At 36.7% G+C, this 3,094-nt stretch carries 3 protein-coding genes; all 3 read left to right on the plus strand.

Annotated features, from left to right (window positions below; translation table 11 throughout):
- The first annotated feature begins 304 nt into the window (after positions 1-304).
- The 3 genes from ACFX4W_RS01080 (at position 305) to ACFX4W_RS01090 (ending at position 2,639) form a co-directional block, all read left to right on the plus strand.
- Positions 305-817 carry a DUF3967 domain-containing protein gene (locus ACFX4W_RS01080; protein WP_377559057.1) on the plus strand — a complete coding sequence of 171 codons (513 nt, stop codon included), beginning with the start codon at positions 305-307 and terminating at the stop codon, positions 815-817.
- Positions 818-994: 177 nt separating this feature from the next.
- Positions 995-1,411 (plus strand): NAD(+)--rifampin ADP-ribosyltransferase, encoded by a 417-nt coding sequence (gene arr, locus ACFX4W_RS01085; RefSeq protein WP_097824827.1) that lies wholly within the window; start codon positions 995-997, stop codon positions 1,409-1,411.
- A gap of 193 nt (positions 1,412-1,604) precedes the next feature.
- Complete coding sequence (locus ACFX4W_RS01090; protein ID WP_377559059.1) at positions 1,605-2,639, plus strand: DUF3231 family protein; 1,035 nt, start codon at positions 1,605-1,607, stop codon at positions 2,637-2,639.
- Positions 2,640-3,094: the final 455 nt, after the last annotated feature.

Genomic DNA, 3,094 nt, shown 5'->3' on the forward strand with positions numbered 1-3,094 from the left:
CCGAACATACCCAAAACGAAGTTTAAGATGATCGGCTTGTGACGGCCATTATACCTGCCGAACCGCCAGAGCAGCCGTCCATAGTTGGTGATTTTGCTGAAAATAGATTACACAAACGGGGACTAGTCCCCGAACCCCTAGCCAGCACGCCACCCCAAAACGAACGGGGTTGCACGGGTAAAGTTGTAACTCATAATTAAAGCGAATAGCATGCATGGGGGGCGTTCTTTGTTATTCTTTAAAGGACATTTTAGGTGAGAAATATAACTATTTATATAAATACGCGTGCATGGGAGGGAACGGCATGTCAGATACAAAGCTTGGCCAAGAACCAGCTTATTGGACTAGTGAAGTAGCAAAGAAACTTGAGGTGTCAGATAGCACTTTAAGAAAGTGGTGTATTCAATTGGAGGCCACAGGTTATAAATTTATTAAAGGAGAGAATGATAGTCGGGCTTTCACTAAACATGACTTAAACGCTTTACAACTATTTAAGCAAATCGTAAAAGTCCAAAGGAAAACCAAAGAAGTAGCATCTTTAGAAGTGGTTGAGCGTTATGGTGCACGGCAAGGAACGCCCCCCATGCAACCTGCACAAATGGCCGTTCAAGCTCATGAGTTCAAAGATAAAATTGATGATATGGCTCAAAGTATTGAAGAAATAAAAAAACAATTACATGAACAAATGGAATTTAATAAAAAGCTTGTAGAACGTATGGATCAGCAAAGTATGAGTCATATACGTGAAATTCAGGAAACAAGAAAGCAACTTGCTGCTACCCAAGAAAAAAAGAAGTGGTGGGAATTTTGGAAATAAAAAAAGACTGCTGGTTATTCAGCAGTCTTTTTTTATTTAAATGATTTGTTTACGGTAACATCTTACTCTCTACTTATATTATAACTCTATTTGGAAATTATTTATAGACTGTTTTTTCACTCATGTCCAGCCTTATACTGTTATACGCAAGTCAAAAAGTATAAAGGGTGTGGCTATATGAATGATAAGAAAAATGTCTTAGATCCTGGTCCGTTTTTTCATGGTACTAAAGCAGAACTGAAAATTGGAGACCTGCTTGAACCGTTGTACTTATCCAATTATCAGGATAAAAAATCTAACCATATCTATTTTACTGGAACATTAAACGCTGCTAAATGGGGTGCTGAATTAGCAAGGTCTAATTCAAAAGAGAGAATTTATATTGTGGAACCATTAGGCGATTTTGAAAATGATCCAAATTTAACGGATAAAAAGTTCCCTGGAAACCCAACACGTTCATATAGATCTAAATCTCCTTTGAAAATAGTAGCTGAATTAGGTTCATGGGAAAGGCATTCCGATGAAGAAATAAATCATATGCTTACATCTTTAAAAAAGTTAAGTGAAGAAGGAAAGAATATAATATACGATTGATTTTCATATTATTAAAATTCTAGCCAAATGCCTGATTAACAATAAAGGCCGCCTTATCAGCTAATAGATAATGGGCGGTCTTTGTTATACATACAATTGTTATCTATATACACAAATGATAAAATTTAGGATTTAAAGAATATATATTATTTAAATGATAAACCTAAGAAAAAATAGGCTTAGGAGATTACAAATGGAACCAATTAAACCAACTAAAGTGGGATCAAAAAAATCAAATCTCAGCGAAAAGCTGTTATCTGCAGAATTGGGGAAACTTTGGGCAACCTATATGGGCAATAGCATGTCCACATGTATTCTAAGCTACTTTCTTAGACATGTTGAAGATCAAGATATAAAAAAATTATTGGAAAACGCTCTAAATTTAAGTAAAGAATTTCAGAAAATCATAAAAGATATTTTCATAAAAGAGAACTTTCCTATCCCTCAGGGCTTTACAAAAGAAGATGTTAATCTTGACGCTCCAAGATTATTTGAAGATGAGTTCTATGTATATTATTTAAAGTACGTATCTAAAGTAGGACTTAGTCTTTATAGTGTAGGAATCCCCTTAATATATAGAGATGATGTAAGGGAATTTTCCCTTTATTGTATGGAATCAACTATAAAATTGGGGGAAGATATCAAAGATATTTCAATGAATAAAGGGTTAGCTATTAAATCGCCTATTATTCCCACACCACAAAAAGTAAATATAGCACACAAAAATTATCTAAAAGGTTTTATTGGCGATGTTAGACCCTTACATGCATTGGAAATTGCTCATTTATACGATAATTTAGAGACTAACCTGGCAAGCAAGGCTTTAGTAATGGCGTTTAGTCAAGTTACAAAAACGAAGAAGGTTAGAGAGTTATTTGTAAAAGGAGAAGAACTAACTGATAAAATAGTTGAAGGTTTTATACAAAAACTTCATCATGATAATTTGCCTTCCCCCTCATTAATTGATCATTTAGTAACAACTTCAACAACTTCTCCTTTTTCCGATAAATTAATGGTATTTCATAAAATGGATATGTTTTCAATGAGAGTACGAAACTTTGGAAACTCAATGGCTGTAAACGGAAGACGCGACTTAGCGCTAATGTATGCAAAATCTTTAAAGGATATATCAGATTTTGTTCATGATGCCGCGGATATCATGATAGAAAATGGGTGGATGGAAACTCCACCTGAAGCTGCGGATAGAGAAGATTTAGCTTCAGAGTAGGAACTACGCCATTGTCAATGGTAAGCGGACCGTAGGGAGCATTAAGGAATTGACAATGTCACTACACCAAAGACCCTCTTGGCACTCAAACAAACACGTTTGTTTGACGCCAACCGGCGAGGGAGCCCCCTCAAAAAAGTGAGGGGGTTGGGGGAGTTTTTTAGGTGGGGTTAAGGGGAAGATTTCCCCTTACAGGTGGTGGACGGCGTCCACGGTCTTCATGAAAAAGGGCATCCGTTTAGGATGTCTTTTTTCATTTTGGCGGAGCCAAACACAGGGAGGAACTCCGACCGCCACCTCGTAGAGCGCGCTCCCAATTTTATCGAAGATGAAAAATTGGTGTAGTGCGTTACACCAAATCTAAAGTTGTGGTATGCTATACCTAAGTACAGTGGTCGAAATGGGGGATTGAGGAATGGCCAAATATGGGATTATCCGCATGCAAAAGTTCCACA

This window comes from Priestia sp. YIM B13489, from assembly GCF_042787645.1.
Taxonomy (GTDB): domain Bacteria; phylum Bacillota; class Bacilli; order Bacillales; family Bacillaceae_H; genus Priestia; species Priestia megaterium.

Excerpts from the sequence above, each read along its gene's own strand:
- ACFX4W_RS01090 (WP_377559059.1), top strand. The coding sequence starts at position 1,605 with ATGGAACCAATTAAACCAACTAAAGTGGGATCAAAAAAATCAAATCTC.
- ACFX4W_RS01080 (WP_377559057.1), top strand. The coding sequence starts at position 305 with ATGTCAGATACAAAGCTTGGCCAAGAACCAGCTTATTGGACTAGTGAA.
- arr (WP_097824827.1), top strand. The coding sequence starts at position 995 with ATGAATGATAAGAAAAATGTCTTAGATCCTGGTCCGTTTTTTCATGGT.